Below are 20,672 nucleotides of genomic sequence, written 5' to 3' on the forward strand. Positions count from 1 at the left end.
TCTAATGTAGAGCCATGACCGACCCTGAAAAACCCGCTTTTACCCCCGCCGAGCTCGAACGCTATGCCCGCCATATCATCCTGGCGGAGATCGGCGGCCCCGGTCAGCAGAAGCTCAAGCGCGCCCGCGTACTCGTCGTGGGCGCAGGCGGGCTGGGCGCGCCGGTGCTGCAATATCTGGCAGCGGCAGGCGTCGGTACGCTTGGCATTGTCGATGATGACCGGGTTTCTCTGTCCAACCTGCAGCGGCAGGTCATTCACGACACCGACCTCGTTGGTTCGCCCAAGGTCGAAAGCGCCGTCCGCGCCATTGCCGCGATCAATCCGCATGTCACGGTTGAAGCCCACGAAACGCGCATCGCGCCCGATAATGCCGCCGATCTCGTCAGCCGTTACCATATCGTCGTTGACGGTTCGGACAATTTCGACACACGCTATCTGCTCGCCGATACCTGCGCTGCGGGAAAACGCCCGCTGGTTTCCGCAGCGCTCGGACGGTTCGACGGTTCTTTGACGACACTCAAACCCTATGAACGGAACGGCAAGGGCGAGCAAAACCCGTCCTATCGGGATCTCTTTCCTTCCGCGCCACCGCCGGGTCTGGTTCCAGCCTGTGCGGAAGCCGGTGTTCTGGGCGTTCTCCCGGGTGTTATCGGCAGCCTGCAGGCGACAGAGGTCATCAAGCTGATCACCGGCATCGGCGAGCCGCTGATCGGCAGGCTGCTGCTTTACGATGCATTGAGCTCGCGCTTCGAGACGATCAAATACAAGGCAAACACTGCCGGAGCCGCAGCGTGAGCGCAGACAAGGCCTTTCATCATGCCGCTTGAGCTGACTGCGGAGCAAAGGGCGATCGCCAATGGTGCACGCGGCGAGGGTGCGGCGATGGCTCTGCGCATTGTCGCGGCGACAGCCCGCCTGATGGGCGCGCCATCGCTCATTCCCATCGCGTCAGCCCATATCGACGGCGCACTCTATCACGGGGATTCCGGCACGCTGTTTGCGGAGAAGCTGGTTGAAGGCGGGGCAAGGGTTGCCGTGAGAGCCACGCTCAATGTCGGCTCACTTGACCTGACCGGCTGTTCGAAGAACCGGCTGGAGCCGCATGAGCGCGGCATGGCCCGGCGGATGATGGATGCCTACCGGACGCTCGGCTGCGAACCGACATGGACATGCGCGCCCTATCAGGCCGGACACCGCCCCGCCTATGGCAGCGACGTCGCCTGGGGCGAATCCAATGCGGTGGTCTTCTGCAATTCCGTCTTCGGTGCACGGACCAACCGCTATGGCGACTTTCTCGATATCGCCTGCGCGATTGCGGGCTGCGCCCCGTACTACGGATTTCATCGCCCGGAAAACCGCCGGGCCAAAATCGTCTTCGACGTATCGGCGCTGGACGCGGAGTTCCTGGCATCCGAGACCGCCTGGCCGATCCTTGGCAGTCTTTACGGGCGGGAAATGGGGGATGCCGTGGGTGTTGTCGCCGGTATCAAGCGTCATCCCGGAGAAGATGCGCTGAAAGCTTTTGGTGCAGCGGCGGCTTCTGCCGGTGCTGTCGGGCTTTTCCACGTGGCGGGCGTTACGCCCGAAGCGCCGGACCTCGCCGCGGCCCTGCAGCATCAGGCGCCGGAAACGGTGATCAAGGTCACCTCCGACATGATCACGGATTCGCGCCGCAGGCTGTCGACAGCGGCCGGTGCCGAATCCATCCATGCCGTGGCTATCGGCAGCCCGCATCTTTCCAGCGCCGAGTTTGATCGCCTGGAGCGGCTGATCGCCGGACGTCGTCTCCATGTTCCGCTCTATGCCTGCACAGGCCGCCATGCCCTCGCCGCGCTCGAAAGCAGCGGCAAGCGCCTGATACTGGAACAGAGCGGCGTCATTATCGTCGCCGATACCTGTGTCGTCGTCACGCCCATCCTGCCCGATATCGACAATGCCGTGCTGATGACCAATTCGGGAAAGTTTGCCCATTATGCGCCGGGGAATACGGGTTATGGCGTTATTTACGGTTCCATGGCCGAATGCGTGGAAAGTGCCGTTACCGGGCATCCGGTGTTTGGAGCCGCCGAATGAGCCGGTTGCAAGCTGAAATCCTTGTGGAGGGTCAGCCAGCTCTGGCGGACGCCTTGGTTTTGACAGCCCCCATCAGTTTCTGGGGCGGCGTTAATCCCAGGACGGGACGGATTGCCGATGTGCGCCATCCGCAGCACGGTGTCACCATCAGCGGAAAGGTTCTGTGCCTGCCGGGAACCATCGGGTCGTCATCGGCGGCGGCTGTGCTTCTGGAACTCGTTTCTGCAGGTCTTGCACCCGCTGCCCTCATCCTGCACGAACCCGACGCCATTCTCCTCCTGGGCTTGATTGTTGCGCAAGAGATGGGCCATGCAACGCCCATGGCTGTCAAACTTGACCGCAAGGAATTTCCCCGGCTGGTTGACCAACGGCTGGCGATTGACGGCACTGGAATGGTCAGCGTTCAATAATTCGCGTCGCCGGCGGCGACACCAGCCTAAACGAGGTTGGGCAAAACCCGGTCCGGCGGGCGATGCCCGTCAATGAAGGTGCGGATGTTGATGATGACCTTTTCGCCCATGTCGATGCGGCCTTCCAGCGTCGCCGACCCCATATGCGGCAGGATGACGACCTTGCCCGCCTTGGCCAGCTTGCGCAGCTTTGAATTGACCGCCGGCTCATGTTCGAAGACATCAAGCGCCGCGCCGGAGAGTTTTCCGGTTTCCAGCTGCGCGATCAGCGCCTGCTCATCGATGATCTGGCCGCGCGCCGTATTGACGATGAAGGCGGAAGGCTGCATCAGCGCCAGCCGCCGCGCCGAGAGCAAATGGAACGTGGCGGGAGTGGACGGGCAGTTGACCGAGATGATGTCCATGCGGGCCAGCATCTGATCGAGACTATCCCAATAGGTTGCTTCCAGCTCGGCTTCCGTCCTGGGGCTGACCGGCTTGCGGTTGTGATAATGGATCGACAGGCCAAAAGCCTTGGCGCGGCGGGCAACGGCGGTACCGATACGGCCCATGCCGACAATGCCGAGGCGCTTGCCCCAGATGCGCCGCCCCAGCATCCAGGTCGGGCCCCAGCCCTCCCATTTGCCGTCATCGAGAAGAATGGATGCGCCTTCCACCAATCGCCGCGGCACGGCCAGCATCAGGGCCATGGTCATGTCGGCCGTATCTTCGCTCAGGACATTGGGGGTATTGGTGACGGTGATGCCGCGTTTGGCAGCGGCTGGAACGTCGATGTTATCGACACCGTTGCCGAAATTGGCGATAAGCTTGAGGTTGGGACCGGCTGCATTGATGATCTCTTCATCGATACGGTCGGTGACCGTGGGTACCAGAACATTGGCATGCTGGACGGCTTCGATCAGTTCCGCCTTGGACAGCCGCCGGTCATCGACATTCAACCGTGCTTCGAAGAGTTCACGCATGCGCGTCTCAACGGAATCGGGCAGTTTTCGGGTGATGACGACCAGAGGCTTTTTGTTAACCAATATTCCCCTCCCTTTTTCCGGTGATATTGAGACCTCTTTAACCAAGTCATTGCAAACTGCAATCGCTCTTGAGCTCCGATACTTGTCTATCAAGGCGGCGCATCAAAGACAAAGAAAAATAGGGATCGTTCCTTGTTCAACCGCATAATTGCCGGAAAAGAGCTCAGAACGATGAAGGACTGATTTTGTTGGGCATCTCATTTATTCGTTCTTTCGCACTGACCGCCGGTATTGCGTCGGCCCTTTCTCTGGCCGTTCCCGCGGCGATTCCCGGCATTGCCACGGCTCATGCCGCCCAACAGGTTGGCCCCAGCGGCCTGCCGTTGCCGCGTTTTGTCAGCCTGAAACCCGGCCGCGTCAATTTGCGCGTCGGACCGGGGCGCGATTACGCCGTGACATGGCTGTTTCTGAAATCGGGCCTGCCGGTCGAAATCGTCCAGGAATATGACAACTGGCGGCGCATCCGCGATTCCGAGGGAACCGAAGGCTGGGTCTATCAGTCGCTTCTCTCCGGCAAGCGCACCGCGATGACCGCCCCGTGGCAGCGCGACAAGGACAATGTCATGCTGAATGTCTATCGCAGTGCCGACGACAAGGCAGGCATCGTGGCGCAGGTGCAGCCCGGCGTCCTTGCAACCCTCAAGATGTGCAATGGCGATTGGTGCCGGCTGATATTCAGCGGCGCCAGCGGCTGGATGCGCCAATCGGATATCTGGGGTGCCTATCCCGGCGAGAAGTTTGATTGATCCATAGAATCCGGGCGGGCTAGCCTCACATGCCCGTCAGACTGCACAATCCGTCATCATTGATATGCGATTGGATCAGCCGCGTTTTTTGCGCAGGCGGATGATGATGTCCACGTTGACGATTTCCATGCCTTCCGGCACCGGCGGAAGATGGCCGACCATGGCCGAGCCATCCGGAATGTCGATCACCTGGTTCTCGCCTTCGACGAAAAAGTGATGATGGTCGGAAACATTCGTGTCGAAATAGGTTTTCGCGCCTTCAACCGCAAGGATACGCAGCATGCCTGCCTGGGTGAACTGGTGCAGGGTATTGTAGACCGTTGCAAGCGAGACAGGCACATTGGCGCCAAGCGCTTCTTCATGCAGTTCTTCCGCCGAAAGATGACGATCGCCCTTGGCAAAGATCAGACTGGCAAGCGCTACACGCTGACGGGTGGGACGCAAACCCGCGAAGCGCAGGCGCTCTTGCAAGGGTACGTCGGCATCAATCTCATAAGAAATATGCATGGCCCGTCTGCCACTCCGTTAAATGATATCAAAAGTCTCACCATAGACTGTTGTCTATCGTGTTACATCATTGATATATGCCGTCTTGCGAAATCGATCAATAGGCCGCAATTCAGCCATTCCGTTAGGGATAAGCCAACAGACCGTTTTCAGCGAGAAACACTCTGTGATAGGGTCCGCCCGCGCAAAAGCGCCAGCATTGAAGCAATTGATGGGAGACAGAATGCCAGAACAGAAATCAAGCTACGGGTATGAAGAGCTCCTTGCTTGCGCCCGCGGAGAGATGTTCGGTCAGGGCAATGCCCAGTTGCCCGCGCCACCCATGCTGATGTTTGATCGCATTACAGAGATTTCCGAGACCGGCGGCGAAAACGGCAAGGGCTATATCCGCGCCGAATTCGACATCAAGCCGGACCTGTGGTTCTTCCCATGTCACTTCATTGGCGATCCCGTCATGCCGGGCTGCCTTGGCCTTGATGCCATGTGGCAGCTGACCGGCTTTTATCTGGGCTGGCTCGGCGAGCCCGGCAAGGGCCGCGCCCTGTCGACCGGCGAGGTCAAGTTCACCGGCATGGTTACCCCGAAGACCAAGATCGTCGAATATGGCATCGACTTCAAGCGCGTCATGCGCGGTCGTCTGGTGCTGGGCATTGCGGACGGCTGGCTAAAAGCCGACGGCGAAACTATCTATAAGGCAACCGACCTGCGGGTTGGCCTATTCAAGGAAAGCGCTGCCTGACCCTATCGGTCAGCGCAGCACCTTCAAGGAGATCGCAATGCGGCGAGTGGTTGTGACGGGGATGGGTATCGTATCCTCTATCGGTAATAATGTGCAGGAGGTGCTGGAATCCCTGCGTGCAGCGAAATCGGGCATCGTCTTCGCCGAAGACTATGCAAAATACGGTTTCCGCAGTCAGGTGCACGGCGCTCCCACGCTTGATCCGGCAACGCTGGTCGACCGGCGCGCCATGCGCTTCCATGGCGGGGGAACCGCATGGAATCACGTGGCCATGGACCAGGCCATCGCCGATGCCGGTCTCGATGAAAGCCAGATTTCCAACGAGCGCACCGGCATCATCATGGGTTCCGGCGGCTCATCCACCCGCACAATTGTCGAAGCTGCCGACAAAACCCGCGAATCGGGCTCATCCAAGAAGGTCGGCCCGTTTGCCGTGCCGAAAGCCATGTCTTCGACCGCATCAGCAACGCTTGCCACCTGGTTCAAGATCAAGGGCGTCAACTATTCCATTTCATCGGCCTGCGCGACCTCCAATCACTGCGTCGGCAATGCCTTCGAGATGATCCAGTACGGCAAGCAGGACATGATGTTTGCCGGCGGCTGCGAAGATCTCGACTGGACGCTGTCCGTGCTTTTCGACGGCATGGGCGCCATGTCCTCCAAGTTCAATGACCGGCCTTCGGTTGCATCGCGCGCCTATGACAAGAACCGCGACGGTTTCGTCATCTCCGGCGGTGCCGGCGTGCTGGTTCTGGAAGAGCTGGAACATGCCAAGGCACGCGGCGCCAAGATTTACGGTGAAATCGTCGGTTACGGCGTGACATCGGACGGTGCCGACATGGTTGCGCCAAGCGGTGAAGGTGCCGCCCGCTGCATGCGGATGGCAATCGAGAACGTGAAGGGCAAAGTGGATTACATCAACCCGCACGCCACCTCGACACCGGTCGGCGATCTCAAGGAGATCGAGGCCATTCGCGAGGTGTTCGGCACGGCTGAGGCCGGCTGCCCGCCAATCTCGGCGACAAAGTCACTGACCGGGCACTCACAGGGTGCCACCGGCGTGCACGAATCAATCTATTCGCTTTTGATGATGAACCACAATTTCATCGCCGAAAGCGCCAATATTGAAGAACTCGATCCGGCATTCGAGGACATGCCTATTGTGCGCAAGCGGATCGACAATGCCAAACTGGATACGGTGCTGACCAATTCCTTCGGATTTGGTGGCACCAATGCAACGCTGGTGTTCCAGCGTTTCCAGGGTTGAGAGGGAAGAATATGGGTGAACTGATGAAAGGCAAACGCGGTCTCATTATGGGGGTCGCGAACAGCCATTCCATTGCCTGGGGTATTGCCAAGGAACTGGCCGACAACGGCGCTGAACTCGCCTTCACCTATCAGGGCGATGCCTTCGGCAAGCGCGTTGCGCCGCTCGCGGAACAGCTCGGCTCCAAGCTGCTGCTTCCCTGTGATGTCGAGGATATCACAACGGTCGATGCGGTGTTCGAGACCCTCGAAAAAGAATGGGGCACGATTGATTTCGTCGTGCATGCCATTGGCTTTTCAGACAAGTCGCAGCTCAAGGGCCGCTATGCCGATGTGACCACGCGCGACAATTTCAGCCGCACCATGGTGATATCAGCCTATTCCTTCACGGAAGTGGCGCAGCGCGCATCAAAATTGATGAAGGACGGCGGCTCCATCCTGACGCTGACCTATGGCGGCTCGACCCGCGTCATGCCGAACTACAACGTCATGGGCGTGGCCAAGGCTGCCCTTGAAGCCATGGTGCGCTATCTCGCCGCCGATTACGGCCCGGAAAGCATCCGCGTCAACGCGATCTCGGCGGGTCCGGTCCGCACGCTGGCTGGCGCCGGCATTGGCGATGCGCGCGCCATGTTCTCCTATCAGAAGCGCAATGCGCCGCTGCGCCGCACCGTTGATATTGAAGATGTCGGCCGCTCGGCGCTCTATCTTCTCTCGGATCTGTCGAGCGGTGTGACCGGCGAAATCCATTATGTGGATTCCGGCTACAACATCGTATCGATGCCAACGCTTGAAGAACTGAAGAAATCCGACGACGGCAAGGAATAAATCCTCCTGCCGGAATTGACAGCAGTCCCGTGAGACCAGGCTTGGTTTTGCGGGATTTTTGTTGAAAGTGGGCCTCCCTTTTTCGTCAGGAATGTCAGGAGACCCACCATGCGCCTCGTTGAAACGCTTATCTACAGCCTGAGCCCGGGAACAGGAGCCGAGTTCCACAGACTGGTGTGCGAGGAAAGCCTGCCCATACACCAGTCCATCGATATGGACGTGGTCGACTTCGGCCAATCGGAACATCACCCCGATGCCTATTTCCTCGTGCGCGCCTATGACAATCTCGATCACCTCAACGCTTCGCAGGAAGCGCTTTATACCAGCGATATCTGGCGCAGGGGTCCACGTCCCGCCATTTTGCAGCGGATCGTGGTCAGCCTCAAATCCATGGCATGGATGAGCGAGGCGGCCATCGAAGAAACCCGGTTGTGCGGTATCCGGCGGCGGCGGTTGAACTGACTATTTTTTCGCTTCGATGATCTTGTAACCGGCAGTATCCTCGATCGGCAGGACGGAGCGGAACAGTGCTTTCAGGCCCGCCTCATAGGGCATCTGGCGGTTGGCGACCAGCAGCAGCCTGCCGCCCGGCTTCAGGCGCTTGGCGGCGGCGGCAATGAACCCCTGCCCCATGGTCGGGTCGGCACTGCGCCCCGCATGGAACGGCGGATTCATGACGATGGTATCGTAGATCTCGGCGATGGCTTCGCCATTCACATCGTGCCAGTGAAATGACAATGGCAGTTCGGTTGCACCGGCAAGGTTCAGCTTTGCCGCTTCGAGTGCTTCAAAATCCGCCTCATAGAGCGCCAGTGATTTGAGCTTGTCGGGATGTTTCAGCACTTCGCTGGCAAGATAACCCCAACCGGCCCCGAAATCGGCGACATGGCCGCTGATGCGGCCGGAAAAATGCTTCACCAGCAGCGCCGATCCCTTGTCGATGGCCGTGTGCGAAAACATGCCGGGGGCAGTGGTAAAGCGCGCGTCGACCAGCGTCGGTTCGGCCACAAGCGCTTCTGCTTGCGCTTCATCGACAGCCTCGGGCCTGGTAAACCAGAAAGCCACCGCATGGTGCTTGGACAAGCGGTCGGTAATCGGCGCAAATCGTTCGACCGTCTTGCGGAAACTGTCGATACCCAGTTTCTTGTCCCCGCCCACTACAATCTGCCCGCCGGCTTCGACGTGACGCAAGGCCTGCGCCAACCATGCCTCATTGCGCCCACGATGCTTGCCAAGAAGGATCAGCGCGCCCTTGAAGCTTTCCCCGCCCTCAAGCCGGGAAACAGCCTGGAAACCTGCTTTTTGCAAGGCGTTGTAATCCGGCCGGAACGGCTGGAGCGCTGTCAGCACACCTTTCCATGCGGGATCTATATCGCGCTCCACCTCGGCGCCGAGGAACAGCCATGCGCTGCCCGCGTCTGGAACCGGCAATATCCCGTCTTCAAAGGGCAGAAAGAGCGTCTTGAGTGCGCCGTTGGCCATGGCAATGTCCATCCATCAATAGGTCTGTCTGAAACGGGACCGACTGGAATGGCAAGCTTCCATGCCAATCGAACCCCGCCAAGAAAAAAGCGCGCCACGGGGGCGCGCTTTCATCACGTCAAAGCAGGAGGCTTATTCAGCGTCTTCTTCAGCCTGCTTCTTTTCCTGAACGATTTCCTTGCCGGTTTCCTGGTCGACAACCTTCATCGACAGGCGAACCTTGCCGCGCTCGTCAAAGCCCATGAGCTTGACCCAGACCTTCTGGCCTTCCTTGACCACATCGGAGGTCTTGGCAACGCGCTCGGAAGCGAGCTGGGAAATATGGACCAGACCATCGCGCGGGCCGAAGAAATTGACGAATGCGCCGAAGTCGGCGGTCTTGACGACCGTGCCTTCGTAGATTTCACCAACTTCAGGCTCGGCAACGATCGAATGAATCCACTTGCGGGCGGCTTCGATTTCCTTGGCAGAGGAGGACGCGATCTTGACCGTGCCATCATCTTCGATGTTGATCTTCGCACCGGTCTTTTCGACGATTTCACGAATGACCTTGCCGCCAGAACCGATAACGTCACGGATCTTGTCGGTCGGGATGTTCATGACTTCGATACGCGGCGCAAATTCGCCGAGTTCCGAACGGCCTTCGGTGATGGCCTTGGCCATTTCGCCGAGGATGTGCAGACGGCCGTCCTTGGCCTGACCCAGAGCAACCTTCATGATCTCTTCGGTGATACCGTCGATCTTGATGTCCATCTGCAGGGCAGTGATACCGCTTTCAGTACCGGCAACCTTGAAATCCATGTCGCCGAGATGATCTTCATCGCCGAGGATGTCGGACAGAACAGCAAAGCGCTCATCTTCCTTGATCAGACCCATGGCGATACCTGCAACCGGACGGAGCAGCGGAACACCGGCATCCATCAGCGCAAGCGATGTGCCGCAAACGGTCGCCATTGAGGACGAGCCGTTGGATTCGGTGATTTCCGAAACCGTACGCAGCGTGTAGGGGAACTGTTCCTTGGCAGGCAGAACCGGATGGATGGCGCGCCAGGCGAGCTTGCCATGACCGATTTCACGACGGCCGGGCGAACCCATACGGCCTGTTTCACCGACCGAATAGGGCGGGAAATTGTAGTGAAGCATGAAGGTTTCTTTGTACATGCCGGTCAGCGAGTCGACGTACTGTTCGTCTTCGCCGGTGCCGAGCGTTGCAACAACGATGGCCTGTGTTTCACCGCGGGTGAACAGAGCCGAACCGTGGGTGCGCGGCAGAAGGCCGACTTCCGATACGATCGGACGAACCGTCGAGAGGTCGCGGCCATCGATACGGCCGCCCGTGTCGAGGATGTTCCAGCGAACGATCTTCGCCTGAACCGACTTGAACACCGTCGCGATCTGTTCGGCGGAGAATTCCGGCTCTTCAACACCTTCCGGGAAGAAGTGTGCCTTGACCTTTGCCTTGGCCGCATCAACAGCGGCATAACGCTGCTGCTTGTCGGTGATCTTGTAGGCAGCGCGCAGATCGGCTTCGCAAACCTTGAGAACCGCAGCTTCAACAGCAGAAAGATCTTCTGCCTGGAAGTCGCGCGGCTCTTTTGCAGCAACTTCAGCGAGCTTGATGATCGCGTCGATAACCGGCTGGAAGCTCTTGTGACCAAACATCACGGCGCCGAGCATGACGTCTTCAGCCAATTCCTTGGCTTCCGATTCAACCATCAGAACGGCTTCGCCGGTACCGGCAACAACGAGGTCGAGGCTCGACTCAACCATTTCATCGATGGTCGGGTTCAGCTTGTATTCGCCGCCGATATAGCCGACGCGTGCGCCGCCGATCGGACCCATGAACGGAACACCGGAGAGCGTCAGCGCTGCGGAAGCACCGATGAGCGAAACGATGTCCGGGTTGTTTTCGAGGTCGTGCTGGATAACTGTCAGAACAACCTGTGTGTCGTTCTTGTAGCCATCGGCAAAGAGCGGGCGGATCGGACGGTCGATCAGGCGCGAAACCAGTGTTTCGTTTTCGCTCGGACGGCCTTCACGCTTGAAGTAGCCACCTGGGATCTTGCCGGCTGCGTAGGTCTTTTCCTGGTAGTTTACGGTCAGCGGAAAGAAATCCTGACCTGGCTTTGGTTCCTTGGCGGAAACAACGGTGGCGAGAACCACGGTTTCGCCGTAGGTGGCGAGAACTGCGCCATCGGCCTGGCGGGCAATCTTGCCCGTTTCCAGAATGAGCGGACGGCCGCCCCATTCGATTTCAACTTTGTGTTGATTAAACATATCTTGTCCTTCAGTGGGGAAATACGCGCATCCCTTTGGATAGCAGCATGTTTCGCCCGTTTCGTTTCAGACCAATCACGGGCAAGACAACGTGCAACTCGTATGGCCGAGCTGCCTGCAATCCTGCCCCATGACCTGCCTCATGGTAGCGTTCATCCCTGTCGGGATAAACAGAGACCGGCGGGGCGACTGAGCGCACCCGCCGGTCCAATCCGTTAGCGGCGCAGGCCGAGCTTTTCGATCAGCGTCTGGTAGCGGCCCTCGTCTACACCCTTGAGGTAGTCAAGGAGACTGCGGCGCGTCGAGACGAGCTTGAGAAGACCACGGCGGGAATGGTTATCCTTCTTGTGGTCCTTGAAGTGCTCGGTCAGGTTGACAATGCGCTCTGTCAGAACAGCAACCTGGACTTCCGGGGAACCGGTGTCGCCTGGCTTCGTTGCGTATTCAGAGATCAGTGCCTGCTTGCGTTCAGCGGTAATCGACATCGTATGTCCTTTCTTTTGAAGGGAAAACGGGATGCCCACGGCCGGGATGTCGTCCAGCGGGGGCCGGTTAAAGCGTTAGGGAAAGCCTATCGCTGCGGGCCGTATAGTCGAAAATGTGACAAATTACCAGCCGCAAATGATTCGCTCGCTTTTCAGTTGTCGAACCCGGGGCAAAGCGGTCATATTCATTTTGCCATCTTACCTTAGAAATGAACTGCGGCACGAGCGTGGCATGCCCCTGCCCGCCTCTATTCCGCCAATCCGCCTTTCCATACTGGTTTGGGGCCAATGATCCGGAGTGAAATCATGAACACCATTCATCACGCCGCTGCCGCGGGCTTTGCCGCGAAGGCCGACAATTATGTCCTTGGCCGTCCGGACTACCCGCCGGCACTCGATGCATGGTTGCGCGATGAACTGGATCTGGAACCCGGTAAGACCGTTGTCGATCTTGGCGCCGGAACCGGCAAGTTTACGCGCCGGCTCATGACAACGGGCGCTGCGGTCATCGCCGTTGAACCCGTTGCCGAAATGCTGCAAAAACTCACCGGTGAATATCCCGAGATTTCGGCCAAATCAGGCACCGCGGAATCGATCCCTCTTCCCGACGCGTCCGTGGACGCGGTCGTCTGTGCGCAGGCATTCCACTGGTTTGCCACCGGGGCCGCACTCACGGAAATTCACCGTGTCCTCAAGCCGGGCGGCAGCCTCGGGCTGGTGTGGAACACGCGGGATGCACGCATTCCCTGGGTGGCAAAACTGGCGGATATCTTTGCACCCTATGAAGGCGACACGCCGCGGCACCATACCGGCGATTGGAAAAAACCGTTTCCGTTCAATGGCTTCAGCGCACTGAGAGAGCATCATTTTTCCAACAACCATACCGGTGCGCCGGAAGATGTCATCGTCAACCGCGTGCTGTCGACCAGCTTCATCGCCGCCCTGCCGCCGGAAAAACAGGAACAGGTTGCCGCCGCTGTTCGCGCCCTTATCGCAAACGAACCGACGCTCGCCGGCAGAGCGGAGGTCACCCTGCCCTACGACACGGCGGCCTACAGTTGCATCAAGGAATGATATTTGCCACCAAGGACGAAGCGCCAGAGGAGCTCAGCATGAATGACACACCGGCGATCCATCTGTTTTCCTATGGAACCCTGCAGCAGGAGGGTGTCCAGCTGTCTTCCTTCGGCCGCCTTTTGCAAGGCACGCCGGATGCGATGCCAGGTTTCAGGAAATCGGTGATCGAAATCACCGATCCCGATGTCATCCGTGCCAGCGGCAGCAATTTCCATCCCATCGTCGTGCCAAGCGGCGATTCCGGCGACGAGGTCGCGGGAACCGTCTTCAAGATCACGGCGAGTGAACTCGCCGCAGCGGACGCCTACGAAGTGTCCGATTACAAACGCATCGAAGTGCGGTTGAAATCGGGAATCGATGCCTGGGTTTACGTGAAAGCTTAAGCGGTGAAAACGCGCTTGGGCTTGAACTGACCCTGTTCGATGAAGCCGATGGCGAGAAGTTTGCCCTTGCTCGTCACGCAGGCTTCGTCAGCCTCAACCGGCGCGTCGCGGCCACGCAGGATGACCGGGTTGCCCATGCGGATGCGGTGCGCCTGATCGTCGGAGAGGGCGACCTGCGGCAGGCTTTCCAGCGCGGCGCCGGTATCGATCAGGAATGCATCCATCACCGAGAAACGCGCCTCGATGGCTTCGTAGGAGCGGTCCTCGCCTTCCTCACCCTCGGCAGGGGCCGGTGGGTGGGCCGCTTCCAATTCCTCCAGCGTGACGAAATCCTGTTCGTCAAAGGGCGCAACTTCAATGCGGCGCAGATCGGAGATGTGACCGTAGCAGCCGAGATCCCGCCCCATGTCCCGGGCGAGTGAGCGGACATAGGTGCCCTTGCCGCATTCGACTTCGAAAATCGCGGTGGATGCGTCAGGCTGCCCAATCAGTTCGAGACGGTCGATCTCGACTTCCCGTGCAGGAATATCAACCTCTTCGCCGCCGCGCGCCAGATCATAGGCGCGCTCGCCGGCAATCTTGATGGCGGAGAATTTTGGCGGAATCTGCTGAATCACACCGGTATATCTGGCAAGAATGGCCTTGATCGATGCCTCGTCCGGGCGTTGCTCCGATGTGACGGTGATCTCGCCTTCCATGTCGTCGGTGGTGCGTTCAGCCCCCCAGGTGACGGTGAAGCGGTAGATCTTGGTGCCGTCCATGACATAGGGCACGGTCTTCGTCGCTTCGCCCAGCGCGATCGGCAGCATGCCGGATGCGAGCGGATCAAGCGTGCCGGCATGTCCGGCTTTTTCGGCCTTGAACAGCCACTTGATCTTGGAGACGGCTTCGGTCGAGCCCATGCCCTTCGGCTTGTCAAAGATCAGCCAGCCGGATACGGGCCGGCCTTTTTTCTTGCGCTGTCTCGACATTCAATTGTTTCCGTTGCCGTCGGGGCCATGGCCCGGCACATCGCCGGGGTTGGGATCGTCATGATCATCATGATCGTGATGATCATCGAGATCGCGGGTCACCTCTGGCTTGCGCAGCAGCGCATCGATCTTGGCGTAGTTGTCAAAGCTCGAGTCGATGCGGAACCGGAATTCCGGCATGTATTTCATCTGCTTCAGATAGGCTGCTGCCCGGCCGCGGATGAATTTTGCATGCTGGTTCAGGGCCGCAATCACCGCATCGCTGTCTTTCGCGCCGATGGGCGAAACAAAGCAGGTGGCAATCTTGAGGTCCGGCGACATGCGCACTTCAGAAATGGCGACAACGGCGTTCTCCAGCGTGTCATCACGCACGTCACCGCGCTGAAGCACCTGAGAAACGGCGTGACGCACCTGCTCACTGACGCGCAACTGGCGTTGTGAAGGGCCGGACGATGAGGCAAAACGAGACATATTTATCGTATCCCAAGATACAGGAGATCGCCGGTTTTGGGTCCGGCGATCCTGTTATCGATGATCTAAATGCTGCCCTCGCAAGGGCTTGGCATCAAAGTGTGCGGGTAATGTGTTCGACGCGGAACGCTTCGATCGTATCGCCTGCGCGAATATCGTCATAGTTCTCGAACGCCATACCGCATTCCTGACCCGCAGGCACTTCGGACACTTCGTCCTTGAAGCGCTTGAGCGTCTTGAGCTTGCCTTCGTGAATGACAACGTTGTCGCGGATGAGGCGCACGCCCGCACCACGTTCGACCTTGCCTTCCGTGACGCGGCAACCTGCAACCTTGCCGACCTTGGTAATGTTGAAGACTTCGAGGATCTCCGCATTGCCGAGGAAGGTTTCGCGGCGTTCCGGCGACAGCAGGCCGGACATGGCTGCCTTCACGTCATCCACCAGATCGTAGATGATGTTGTAGTAGCGGATCTCGATGCCTTCACGCTCGGCCAGGTCACGCGCCTGCTTGTTGGCACGCACGTTGAAGCCGATGATCGCAGCATTGGAGGCTTCGGCAAGAGCAATATCGCTCTCGGTGATGCCGCCAGCACCCGAATGGATGATGCGTGCCCGGACTTCGTCGGTTCCAAGCTTGTCCAGCGCGCCGGCAATGGCTTCGATGGAACCCTGCACGTCGCCCTTGATGAGCAGCGGGAATTCCTTCAGGCCGGTGACCTGCAGCTGGCTCATCATCTGTTCGAGCGAGCCGCGCGATCCAGCCTGACGGGCCACTGCCTTTTCACGGGCAAGACGCGTGCGGTACTCGGAAATCTCGCGGGCCTTGGCTTCGTTTTCCACCACGGCAAAGCGATCGCCAGCCTGTGGCGGGCCCTGGAGACCCAGAACCTCGACCGGCGTTGCCGGACCGACTTCCTTGACCGTTTCGCCGCGATCATTGACGAGGGCGCGGACACGGCCCCATTCGCTGCCGGCAACGATGATGTCACCCGGACGCAATGTGCCCTTCTGGACGAGAACGGTTGCAACCGAACCGCGGCCCCGGTCGAGCTTGGCTTCGATAACCACGCCTTCGGCCGTCCGCGAAGGATCGGCCTTCAGGTCGAGAATTTCCGCCTGGAGCAGAATGGTTTCGAGCAGCTTGTCGAGACCGGCGCCGGTTTTCGCCGACACTTCCACGTCGAGCGTTTCACCGCCCATCGATTCCACGAAGACTTCGTGCTGCAACAGGCCATTGCGGACCTTTTGCGGATCGGCAGATGGCTTGTCGATCTTGTTGATCGCCACGATGATCGGAACACCCGCTGCCTTGGCATGGTTGATCGATTCAATGGTCTGCGGCATCACGCTGTCATCGGCGGCAACGACAAGGATAGCGATATCCGTTGCCTGTGCACCGCGGGCGCGCATCGCCGTAAAGGCGGCGTGACCCGGCGTATCGATGAAGGTGATCTTGTGACCATTCTGCTCGACCTGGTAGGCGCCAATATGCTGGGTGATGCCACCGGCTTCACCGGACACAACGTTGGCCTTGCGGATGGCGTCGAGCAGCGATGTCTTGCCGTGATCGACGTGACCCATGATCGTGACAACAGGCGGACGGGATTCGAACGCGCCTTCGTCGTCCTGCACGTTGAAGATACCTTCTTCAACGTCGGATTCCGCAACGCGGCGAACCGTATGACCGAATTCTTCGGCAATCAGCTGAGCCGTATCGGCGTCGATCAGATCGCCGGGCTTCATCATCTGGCCTTCCTTCATCAGGAACTTGATGACGTCGACCGAACGCTCGGCCATACGCTGTGCAAGTTCCTGAATGGTGATGGTCTCCGGCAGGATGACTTCGCGTGCGATTTTCTCGCGGGTATCCTGCTGCATGCCGCGCTTGAACTTTTCCTGGCGGCGGCGCATCGCGGACAGCGAACGGCTGCGGCCTTCATCGTTCAATGCCGTGCCCAGGGTGAGCTTGCCGCGACGGCGCTCATCTTCCCCTTTGACGACCTTGGGCGTGCGCACTTCCGGCTTGACCGGAGCAGCGCTGCTGCCACGGCGGGCACCTGCAGGACCACGACGTTCTTCTTCTTCGTCAGCGGCAGCCTTGCGCACCGGACCCTTCGGCGCAGTGGTTTCTTCGGCCGCTTTCGCGGTTTCAGGCTGGCGCTTGCGGGCTTCTTCTTCCGAACGCTGCTTGGCTTCAGCTTCCTTGCGCAGGCGCTCTTCTTCTTCGGCCTGGCGGCGGGCGGATTCTTCGCGCTCCTTGGCACGCAAAGCATCTTCCTCTGCACGGCGCGCAGCTTCGACAGCCGCACGCGCACGATCTTCCGCATCACGAACTTTTGAACCCTCAAGTGCCTTGCGGCGGGCTTCAAGCTCGGCTGACGACAATGTGTTCAGCACCATGCCCGAACGGTCGTTCGGACGCGATGAACGGTAAGGCTGCTGGGCAGGCCGCTGCGAATGCGCCGGAGCAGCGGGACGCGCGCTCGCGGACGCAGAACCAGCCGATGCACCTTGCGCAGGAGCCGCCGGACGCGGCGCTGGCGCAGGCGCAGCACTTGGTGTTGCCGCCTGTACGGGTGCAGGGGCCGGCTGGGGAGCCGCCGGGCGCACAACCGGTGCAGAAGGAGCAGGTGCCGCAGATGCTGGCGCCGGTGTTGCCGGTGCAGGCGCAGCAGGAGGCGTTACCTCCGGCTTCTGATCCGGAAGGCTAAACTTGCGCTTCTTGGTTTCAACGACAACAGACTTCGTGCGGCCATGACTGAAATTCTGACGCACAGTACTCTGTTCAACGCCAGGCCGCTTCAGGGTCAGGGTCTTTTTATTGACGCCAAGCGTCTTGTCGTCTGTCGATTTTGTATCGCTCATTCCGTTTCCGTTTCCTTCGCGGCAGATGCCGCTTTAGCGTCGGCCAGATCCGTACGGCCATCGCGAAAATGCTGTAGCAGCCAAGCTCGCTCGACGAACCCGGCAGCTGCCTTCCCCTTGAGTACGGCAGCATGTATCACATTTACCCCGCCTAATGCCAAATCCATTTCACTGCTTTCGAACAATGAAAGGGCGGGAATTTCCGGTCCGCCGGCATAAACTACCGAACGGCGGGCCTGGTCAAGCTTGCGGACGCCATCTTCGGCGGCTTCACGGGCATGAAGAACCAGCGCTGCGGTGCCGTTGCGGATAGCTGAGTCCACTTTTGCGGCCCCTGTTACCACAACACCGGCCTTGCGCGCCAACCCAAAACTGCCAAGCGCGAATTTTACCAGCATCTGATCGACAACCAACCCGAAATCATCCGGGACAGTCACATTGGTTTTCAATGCACGCGGAAAGAGCTTTCGCTTGACCGCTTCATCAATATAACGCCGCTGGGCCTTCACCCAACACCCCCGCCCGGGAAGATTGCGCTTCAAATCAGCGACAACCGCCCCGTCCGGGCTTGCGACGAACCGGATCATGTCATCGACAGAACCGCCTTCGCGCGTGACAATGCATGTCCTGTCATTCATTTCCGGTTCCACGTACAAAGGTCTCTCGCTCTCAGCCAGCGACCTCTTCGTCCGGCACTTCATCCGTTTCAACGGCAACCAGATCGTCTTCGGTGATCCAGCCGGCCTTGAGACGCGCGGTCAGAACCATCTGCTCCGCATCGGTACGGCTGACTTCGAAGGCCGAGAGAATGCCGGAATGGTTGATTGTCTCACCATCCTTGCGCTCACGCCAGCCGGTCAGTTCATCCACCGCATAACCGGCGAAATCTTCAACCGTCTTGACACCGTCTTCGCCAACGGCAACCAGAATGGCATTCGTCATGCCAGGCAGATCGCGCAGCTCATCCGAAACACCCAGTTCCTTGCGGCGGGCATCGCGTTCAGCTTCGATGCGGCCGAGATATTCCTGGGCGCGCTGCTGGATTTCGCTCGCCGTCTCCTCATCGAAACCATCGATGGAGGAAATTTCATCGCCATCCACATAGGCGATTTCCTCGACGCTGGCAAAACCTTCCGATGCAAGAACCTGACCGACCATCTCGTCGACATCAAGCGCTTCCATGAACAGGTTGGAGCGTTCGACGAATTCCTTCTGACGGCGCTCGGATTCTTCCTGTTCGGTGAGGATATCGATATCCCAGCCCGTCAGCTGCGACGCGAGGCGCACATTCTGGCCGCGGCGGCCGATTGCCAGGGATAGCTGGTCATCCGGAACCACAACTTCAATACGTTCCGCATCTTCATCAAGCACAACCTTGGCGACTTCCGCCGGCTGCAGCGCATTGACGATGAAGGACGCCGGTTCCGGCGACCACGGAATAATGTCGATCTTTTCACCCTGGAGTTCGCCGACAACCGCCTGAACGCGTGAACCGCGCATACCAACGCAGGCACCGACAGGATCGATCGAGGAATCACGCGAAATCACGGCAATCTTGGCGCGGGAACCCGGATCACGGGCAACCGACTTGATTTCAATGATGCCGTCGTAAATCTCAGGCACTTCCATGGTGAACAGCTTCGCCATGAACTGCGGATGGGTGCGGCTCAGGAAAATCTGCGGGCCGCGCTGTTCACGGCGCACGTCATAGACATAGGCCCGAACGCGGTCACCGTAGCGGAATGTCTCGCGCGGGATCAGTTCGTCACGACGGACAATCGCCTCGCCACGGCCGAGATCAACGATCACATTGCCGTATTCAACGCGCTTGACGCTGCCGTTGATGATTTCACCGACACGGTCCTTGTATTCGTCATACTGGCGGTCACGCTCGGCTTCACGCACCTTCTGCACGATAACCTGCTTGGCGGACTGGGCGGCAATACGGCCGAAATCCATCGGCGGCAGCTGATCGGCAAGGAAATCGCCGGGCTGCGCATCGGGATTGCGGTCGCGCGCGGCATCCATGCTGATCTGCGTCACCGGGTCTTCGACATCTTCGACGACTTCCAGCAGGCGCTGCAGCTTGATCTCGCCTGTCTTGGCATTGATATCGGCGCGGATATTGGTTTCCTGACCGTAACGCGAACGCGCGGCTTTCTGAATGGCATCGGCCATTGCCGCAATCACGATCTCGCGGTCAATCGACTTCTCGCGGGCCACCGCATCGGCGATCTGCAGAAGTTCTAGCCTGTTTGCACTGACTGCCATGTCTTTCTCCTTGAAATTCCCCTTGAGGGTTCATCGCACCGCTTCTCCCGCGGCGTATGAAGATCAGTCCTGTTTTGTCTGTTCCCGCTCAGCGGATTCGGTGTCGTCAGGCGATGCAGCGCCCTCCTCGGGAATCCGTCCTTCGCGTAAGTCCTTGTCGCGGCGCAAAGCATCGCGAATAAGATCGTCCGTCAAAATGAGCCGTGCATCCGAGATCAACTCGAATGGCACCTCAATCACAGGCTCATCACCATAACTCGCCTGATCGCTTTCTATCGTGACACTGTCATCGGTAACGGCAGCGATGCGGCCGCGAAATTTCTTGCGTCCGTTCAAAACGGCAGAGGTATCCACTTTGACGATATGACCGGACCACGTGTTGAAATCCGACTTGCGCACCAGCGGGCGATCGATACCCGGCGATGATACTTCCAGATGATAGTGACGGTCGATGGGGTCTTCCACATCGAGAACAGGCGACATCGTCCGGCTGACCAGTTCGCAATCCTCGACGGTCATGGTGCCATCGAAGCGTTCGGTCATGATCTGCAAGGTCAGGCCGTTCAGTCCGGAAAGCCGAACACGCACAAGGCGGAAACCAATGGATTCCAGCACTGGCTCGATAATACCGGCAATACGGGCATCGACGCCCGTCTCGGTGATAATGCGCTCTTCATGCGCGGTTGTTTCAACCGCCTGGTGTTCTGTTTTGGTGCCGTCTGTCACGCAGAATTTTCCCTGTTTCGGCCCCAAGAAACAAAAAAGAGCGGGACCTGTGTGGACCCACCCCTGT

The 20,672-nt window shown here is 59.1% G+C and carries 21 protein-coding genes; 10 read left to right on the forward strand and 11 right to left on the reverse strand.

Annotated features, from left to right (window positions below; genetic code table 11):
* Positions 1 to 14: 14 nt before the first annotated feature.
* From ACTJJ7_RS21665 to ACTJJ7_RS21675, 3 genes are read left to right on the forward strand one after another with little or no spacing between them, the layout of a single operon-like run.
* A complete protein-coding gene (locus ACTJJ7_RS21665; protein WP_130268586.1) occupies positions 15 to 797 on the forward strand; it encodes a molybdopterin-synthase adenylyltransferase MoeB in 783 nt (260 codons plus the stop codon).
* Between the two features lie 21 nt (positions 798 to 818).
* Entirely contained in the window at positions 819 to 2,075 is a 1,257-nt protein-coding gene (locus tag ACTJJ7_RS21670) for an aconitase X (protein ID WP_440968785.1), read from the forward strand.
* Positions 2,072 to 2,485 carry an aconitase X swivel domain-containing protein gene (locus tag ACTJJ7_RS21675; protein ID WP_440968786.1) on the forward strand — a complete coding sequence of 138 codons (414 nt, stop codon included), beginning with the start codon at positions 2,072 to 2,074 and terminating at the stop codon, positions 2,483 to 2,485. Before ACTJJ7_RS21670 ends, ACTJJ7_RS21675 begins: the two co-directional genes overlap by 4 nt.
* A 26-nt stretch (positions 2,486 to 2,511) precedes the next feature.
* On the opposite strand, the gene ACTJJ7_RS21680 is transcribed toward ACTJJ7_RS21675, so the two are convergent.
* Positions 2,512 to 3,513 carry a 2-hydroxyacid dehydrogenase gene (locus tag ACTJJ7_RS21680; protein ID WP_105736798.1) on the reverse strand — a complete coding sequence of 334 codons (1,002 nt, stop codon included), beginning with the start codon at positions 3,511 to 3,513 and terminating at the stop codon, positions 2,512 to 2,514.
* A 185-nt stretch (positions 3,514 to 3,698) separates the two neighbouring features.
* Here ACTJJ7_RS21680 and ACTJJ7_RS21685 point away from each other — a divergent pair, with 185 nt between their 5' ends.
* Positions 3,699 to 4,256, forward strand: coding sequence for an SH3 domain-containing protein (locus ACTJJ7_RS21685; protein ID WP_425350503.1), 558 nt, complete (start codon positions 3,699 to 3,701; stop codon positions 4,254 to 4,256).
* A gap of 75 nt (positions 4,257 to 4,331) precedes the next feature.
* On the opposite strand, the gene irrA is transcribed toward ACTJJ7_RS21685, so the two are convergent.
* Positions 4,332 to 4,763, reverse strand: coding sequence for an iron response transcriptional regulator IrrA (irrA, locus tag ACTJJ7_RS21690; protein ID WP_105736688.1), 432 nt, complete (start codon positions 4,761 to 4,763; stop codon positions 4,332 to 4,334).
* 223 nt (positions 4,764 to 4,986) lie between these two features.
* Between irrA and fabA the strand changes: the two genes are divergently transcribed.
* From fabA to ACTJJ7_RS21710, 4 genes are all read left to right on the forward strand, one after another.
* The gene (gene fabA, locus ACTJJ7_RS21695) at positions 4,987 to 5,502 is read left to right on the forward strand and encodes a 3-hydroxyacyl-[acyl-carrier-protein] dehydratase FabA (protein WP_105736690.1); all 516 of its coding nucleotides are present in this window, start codon (positions 4,987 to 4,989) and stop codon (positions 5,500 to 5,502) included.
* 37 nt (positions 5,503 to 5,539) lie between these two features.
* Positions 5,540 to 6,769 (forward strand): beta-ketoacyl-ACP synthase I, encoded by a 1,230-nt coding sequence (gene fabB / locus ACTJJ7_RS21700; RefSeq protein ID WP_105736691.1) that lies wholly within the window; start codon positions 5,540 to 5,542, stop codon positions 6,767 to 6,769.
* Between the two features lie 11 nt (positions 6,770 to 6,780).
* Positions 6,781 to 7,596, forward strand: a complete 816-nt coding sequence (gene fabI, locus ACTJJ7_RS21705) for an enoyl-ACP reductase FabI (RefSeq protein ID WP_105736693.1) — start codon at positions 6,781 to 6,783, stop codon at positions 7,594 to 7,596.
* A 108-nt stretch (positions 7,597 to 7,704) separates the two neighbouring features.
* Positions 7,705 to 8,058 (forward strand): NIPSNAP family protein, encoded by a 354-nt coding sequence (locus ACTJJ7_RS21710; RefSeq protein WP_105736695.1) that lies wholly within the window; start codon positions 7,705 to 7,707, stop codon positions 8,056 to 8,058.
* Here the strand turns inward: ACTJJ7_RS21710 and ACTJJ7_RS21715 are convergent, their stop codons facing one another.
* The 3 genes from ACTJJ7_RS21715 to rpsO form a co-directional block, all read right to left on the reverse strand.
* Entirely contained in the window at positions 8,059 to 9,078 is a 1,020-nt protein-coding gene (locus ACTJJ7_RS21715) for a class I SAM-dependent methyltransferase (protein WP_440968787.1), read from the reverse strand.
* A gap of 132 nt (positions 9,079 to 9,210) precedes the next feature.
* On the reverse strand, positions 9,211 to 11,355 hold the full coding sequence (gene pnp, locus ACTJJ7_RS21720; RefSeq protein WP_440968788.1) for a polyribonucleotide nucleotidyltransferase: 2,145 nt from the start codon (positions 11,353 to 11,355) through the stop codon (positions 9,211 to 9,213).
* 215 nt (positions 11,356 to 11,570) lie between these two features.
* Positions 11,571 to 11,840: a 30S ribosomal protein S15 gene (gene rpsO / locus ACTJJ7_RS21725; RefSeq protein ID WP_105736700.1), complete on the reverse strand. Its 270-nt coding sequence runs from the start codon at positions 11,838 to 11,840 to the stop codon at positions 11,571 to 11,573.
* A gap of 306 nt (positions 11,841 to 12,146) precedes the next feature.
* Between rpsO and ACTJJ7_RS21730 the strand changes: the two genes are divergently transcribed.
* Positions 12,147 to 12,914, forward strand: a complete 768-nt coding sequence (locus ACTJJ7_RS21730; RefSeq protein WP_440968789.1) for a class I SAM-dependent methyltransferase — start codon at positions 12,147 to 12,149, stop codon at positions 12,912 to 12,914.
* 38 nt (positions 12,915 to 12,952) lie between these two features.
* Positions 12,953 to 13,300 carry a gamma-glutamylcyclotransferase family protein gene (locus ACTJJ7_RS21735; protein WP_440968790.1) on the forward strand — a complete coding sequence of 116 codons (348 nt, stop codon included), beginning with the start codon at positions 12,953 to 12,955 and terminating at the stop codon, positions 13,298 to 13,300.
* Here the strand turns inward: ACTJJ7_RS21735 and truB are convergent.
* The 6 genes from truB to rimP all read right to left on the reverse strand — a co-directional run bounded on the left by truB (position 13,297) and on the right by rimP (position 20,605).
* The gene (truB, locus tag ACTJJ7_RS21740) at positions 13,297 to 14,271 is read right to left on the reverse strand and encodes a tRNA pseudouridine(55) synthase TruB (protein WP_440968791.1); all 975 of its coding nucleotides are present in this window, start codon (positions 14,269 to 14,271) and stop codon (positions 13,297 to 13,299) included. The genes ACTJJ7_RS21735 and truB overlap by 4 nt on opposite strands.
* Entirely contained in the window at positions 14,272 to 14,742 is a 471-nt protein-coding gene (gene rbfA, locus ACTJJ7_RS21745) for a 30S ribosome-binding factor RbfA (protein WP_105736706.1), read from the reverse strand.
* A gap of 94 nt (positions 14,743 to 14,836) precedes the next feature.
* Positions 14,837 to 17,608, reverse strand: coding sequence for a translation initiation factor IF-2 (gene infB / locus ACTJJ7_RS21750; RefSeq protein ID WP_440968792.1), 2,772 nt, complete (start codon positions 17,606 to 17,608; stop codon positions 14,837 to 14,839).
* Entirely contained in the window at positions 17,605 to 18,246 is a 642-nt protein-coding gene (locus tag ACTJJ7_RS21755; RefSeq protein ID WP_105736710.1) for an RNA-binding protein, read from the reverse strand. Before ACTJJ7_RS21755 ends, infB begins: the two co-directional genes overlap by 4 nt.
* Positions 18,247 to 18,277: 31 nt before the next feature.
* Positions 18,278 to 19,879 carry a transcription termination factor NusA gene (gene nusA, locus ACTJJ7_RS21760; protein ID WP_105736712.1) on the reverse strand — a complete coding sequence of 534 codons (1,602 nt, stop codon included), beginning with the start codon at positions 19,877 to 19,879 and terminating at the stop codon, positions 18,278 to 18,280.
* A 63-nt stretch (positions 19,880 to 19,942) separates the two neighbouring features.
* Positions 19,943 to 20,605, reverse strand: a complete 663-nt coding sequence (gene rimP / locus ACTJJ7_RS21765) for a ribosome maturation factor RimP (RefSeq protein ID WP_105736714.1) — start codon at positions 20,603 to 20,605, stop codon at positions 19,943 to 19,945.
* Between the last annotated feature and the right edge of the window lie 67 nt (positions 20,606 to 20,672).

This window comes from Phyllobacterium sp. 22229 (assembly GCF_052056495.1).
Classification (GTDB): domain Bacteria; phylum Pseudomonadota; class Alphaproteobacteria; order Rhizobiales; family Rhizobiaceae; genus Phyllobacterium; species Phyllobacterium myrsinacearum.

Excerpts from the sequence above, each read along its gene's own strand:
- fabA (WP_105736690.1), top strand. The coding sequence starts at position 4,987 with ATGCCAGAACAGAAATCAAGCTACGGGTATGAAGAGCTCCTTGCTTGC.
- ACTJJ7_RS21670 (WP_440968785.1), top strand. The coding sequence starts at position 819 with ATGCCGCTTGAGCTGACTGCGGAGCAAAGGGCGATCGCCAATGGTGCA.
- irrA (WP_105736688.1), bottom strand. The coding sequence starts at position 4,763 with ATGCATATTTCTTATGAGATTGATGCCGACGTACCCTTGCAAGAGCGC.
- infB (WP_440968792.1), bottom strand. The coding sequence starts at position 17,608 with ATGAGCGATACAAAATCGACAGACGACAAGACGCTTGGCGTCAATAAA.
- ACTJJ7_RS21675 (WP_440968786.1), top strand. The coding sequence starts at position 2,072 with ATGAGCCGGTTGCAAGCTGAAATCCTTGTGGAGGGTCAGCCAGCTCTG.
- truB (WP_440968791.1), bottom strand. The coding sequence starts at position 14,271 with ATGTCGAGACAGCGCAAGAAAAAAGGCCGGCCCGTATCCGGCTGGCTG.
- pnp (WP_440968788.1), bottom strand. The coding sequence starts at position 11,355 with ATGTTTAATCAACACAAAGTTGAAATCGAATGGGGCGGCCGTCCGCTC.
- fabB (WP_105736691.1), top strand. The coding sequence starts at position 5,540 with ATGCGGCGAGTGGTTGTGACGGGGATGGGTATCGTATCCTCTATCGGT.
- fabI (WP_105736693.1), top strand. The coding sequence starts at position 6,781 with ATGGGTGAACTGATGAAAGGCAAACGCGGTCTCATTATGGGGGTCGCG.
- rpsO (WP_105736700.1), bottom strand. The coding sequence starts at position 11,840 with ATGTCGATTACCGCTGAACGCAAGCAGGCACTGATCTCTGAATACGCA.
- ACTJJ7_RS21665 (WP_130268586.1), top strand. The coding sequence starts at position 15 with ATGACCGACCCTGAAAAACCCGCTTTTACCCCCGCCGAGCTCGAACGC.
- ACTJJ7_RS21710 (WP_105736695.1), top strand. The coding sequence starts at position 7,705 with ATGCGCCTCGTTGAAACGCTTATCTACAGCCTGAGCCCGGGAACAGGA.
- ACTJJ7_RS21755 (WP_105736710.1), bottom strand. The coding sequence starts at position 18,246 with ATGAATGACAGGACATGCATTGTCACGCGCGAAGGCGGTTCTGTCGAT.
- ACTJJ7_RS21715 (WP_440968787.1), bottom strand. The coding sequence starts at position 9,078 with ATGGCCAACGGCGCACTCAAGACGCTCTTTCTGCCCTTTGAAGACGGG.
- ACTJJ7_RS21735 (WP_440968790.1), top strand. The coding sequence starts at position 12,953 with ATGAATGACACACCGGCGATCCATCTGTTTTCCTATGGAACCCTGCAG.
- rbfA (WP_105736706.1), bottom strand. The coding sequence starts at position 14,742 with ATGTCTCGTTTTGCCTCATCGTCCGGCCCTTCACAACGCCAGTTGCGC.
- ACTJJ7_RS21730 (WP_440968789.1), top strand. The coding sequence starts at position 12,147 with ATGAACACCATTCATCACGCCGCTGCCGCGGGCTTTGCCGCGAAGGCC.
- nusA (WP_105736712.1), bottom strand. The coding sequence starts at position 19,879 with ATGGCAGTCAGTGCAAACAGGCTAGAACTTCTGCAGATCGCCGATGCG.